A 2,635-nucleotide genomic window follows, 5' to 3' on the forward strand; every position below is an offset into this window, starting at 1 on the left:
TCACCGAACACGTCAGAGTACCCCTATTCTCGAGCGGGTCGTGTCTCACGTCACGATCACTGACCCGCATCATTTTCTGTTCGGGCACCGGCTTGAGGTGCTCAAGGAGCGATCGGGGCGCGGTCCCGCCTACGTCGTTGTCGCGCTGCCGGACGGCCGGCCGCGGGCGGTTCGGATCGCGTCTACGGATCTTGTCGAGACGATAACTTCTGGCCCGAACGCCGCCGATCTGCGGCGCATCAGCGCAAGGACGCTGATCCCATTGATGCAACATTTGAGCGCGAGTCTGAGCCTTCTTGACGAGAAGGTGATTCGCGATGACCCACCGACCGCTTCCAGGTCGCGTTGCGTATCGACCCATGCCGACGTTGGCAAATCCACCCGGCCGTCCGACGGACGACATTCCGTCCCTGTGGCCGAATCTGTCGACCGCGACGCAAACCCAGATCGCTCAAATCCTCGCCACGCTGCTGCGGCGGATGCAAGCGGTTCCCGGCACGCCCGGAAGGGAACTGGGTCGTGCTGATCAGCTTGAACGTCGCTGACGAGCGGCTCACGACTGCGCATAGAGCCAAGTTGGCCTATGTCTACGTGCGGCAGTCATCCGTGAACCAGGTGCGCCAGCATCAGGAGAGCACGGAGCTGCAGTACCGCCTCGTTGATCGCGCCATCGGTCTGGGCTGGCCGCCGGAACGCGTCCAGGTCATTGATGAGGATCTGGGCAAATCCGGTGCCGGCGGTGTGGATCGTCATGGCTTCCAGAAGCTCATTGCCGAGATCGGCCTTGGCAACGCCGGTCTTGTGGTGAGCCTCGACGCTTCTCGCTTGGCCCGCAACAACCGGGACTGGCATCAGTTGCTCGAACTGTGCTCGGTGTTCGGTGTGCTCATTGCGGATGGCGAGCGGCTTTACGATCCGCGCGCCTACCACGACCGCCTGCTGTTGGGCTTGTCCGGCATCATGAGCGAGGCGGAGTTGCATCAGCTTCGGATGCGCCTTCACCAAGGGGAACGCCAGAAGGCGGCGCGGGGCGAACTGCGGCTGCCCCTGCCAGCCGGGCTCGCCTATGATCGCGCCGGCACGATTATTCTCAATCCTGATGAGGAGGTGCAGGCCCGTCTTCATCTCGTTTTTGCCAAATTCCAGGAACTGCAAAGCGCCCGCCGTGTGATGCGGTACTTGGACCGGAACGGATTGTCCTTGCCGGTTCGGCCGTTGCTTGGACCAGCTCCACACGAGACCGTCTGGCGTGTGCCAGATAGCGCACGCGTCCTTAGTATCCTTCAAAATCCGGCTTATGCTGGGGCGTATGTTTATGGCCGCCGGCAAAAGAATCCGAGCCGATGCCAAGCGGGATCGCTGACGGGAACGGTCAAGGTGGCGATCGCCGACTGGGCGGTTTGCCTCCGCGCCGCTCACCCGGGTTATATCAGCTGGGAGGAGTTCATGGCCAACCAGCGGCGACTGGCAGATAACGTCGCCCACTTTGAGGCAGGACACGCCGGCGTGCCGCGCAAGGGGGCAGCCCTGTTACAAGGAATTGCGATCTGCGGCCGTTGCGGACGGCGCATGAGCATGCGCTACACTGGCCCGAATGCCGACTATCCGGTCTATTGCTGCCGGTCGGATCGGGATCAGGAAGGCAGTGCACTGTGCCAGGAAGTCCGGGCCTTAGCGGTTGACGCCTTGGTCCAGCGGGTGGTCCTCGACGCTCTGTTGCCGGATCAGATTGAGATCGCACTCGCGGCGGCGAACCAACTGGAGCAGGAGAGCCGCCAGCTCGAGCGCCAATGGGCGCTTCGCGTAGAGCGCGCCCGCTACGAGGCCGAGCGCGCTCGACGTCAGTATGACGCCGTAGAGCCCGAGAACCGTCTCGTGGCGCGCTCACTTGAGCGGGCTTGGGAAGAGAAACTGCGTGCCGTGGAGGCGGTCGAGCAGGAGCATGCGCGTTGGCGTGGGCAAGAGCCGCTTCTGATTGGCCCGGTGGAACGCGCAGGGCTACAAGCACTCGGCGAGAACCTGCCGCAGATTTGGAACGCGCCCACCACGTCGACAGCCGATCGCAAGCGCATTTTGCGATTCGTCATCCGCGAAGTCGTTCTTGATCAGAAGCGGATCCGAGGTCAGGTGTGGCTCAAAATCGTCTGGCAGACCGGCGCAACCAGCGAGCATCACGTGCAACGGCGCGTTCACACCTACCGCAATTACATCGACATTGATCGATTGCGGCAGCGGATCGTCGATTTGAATGCTGAACACAAAATGGATGCCGAGATCGCGGCAATACTCAACCAAGAAGGCTTCGTCGCCGCCCGAGGCTGCGCCTTCAAAGGCGAGAACGTCTGGCTGTTGCGCACCCGCTGGGGCATTCCCACCGTCAAGATCAACGGCGTGGACCAGAATCCCATGCGCTGGCCCGACGGCAGCTTCTCGATTCAGGGGGCAGCGGCTGAGCTTGGATTAACCCCGCAAACAGTGTTCGATTATCTTGCGCGCAGATTGCTGGCAGGCCGTCAGTTAGCCAAAGGTCAGCCATGGCAGATCGAGCTCTCAGACGAACAAATTAGTCAGCTGCGTAATCGGGTACGACACACCAAGCATTCGAAGAAGGAGGCATCATGAAGTCATCGGCTCG

Annotated in this window: 2 protein-coding genes; both read left to right on the top strand. The window is 61.8% G+C overall.

The genetic code is table 11. The annotated features are described in order from the left end of the window. Positions 1-526, top strand: a 526-nt coding sequence (locus IVA79_RS15295; RefSeq protein WP_247554049.1) for a hypothetical protein, incomplete at its 5' end; no start/stop codon positions are given. Then, complete coding sequence (locus IVA79_RS15300; RefSeq protein WP_247554050.1) at positions 520-2,622, top strand: recombinase family protein; 2,103 nt, start codon at positions 520-522, stop codon at positions 2,620-2,622. The genes IVA79_RS15295 and IVA79_RS15300, both read left to right, overlap by 7 nt. The last annotated feature ends 13 nt before the right edge of the window (positions 2,623-2,635 follow it).

It is taken from the genome of Bradyrhizobium sp. 138, assembly GCF_023074075.1.
In the GTDB taxonomy this organism is placed as follows: domain Bacteria; phylum Pseudomonadota; class Alphaproteobacteria; order Rhizobiales; family Xanthobacteraceae; genus Bradyrhizobium.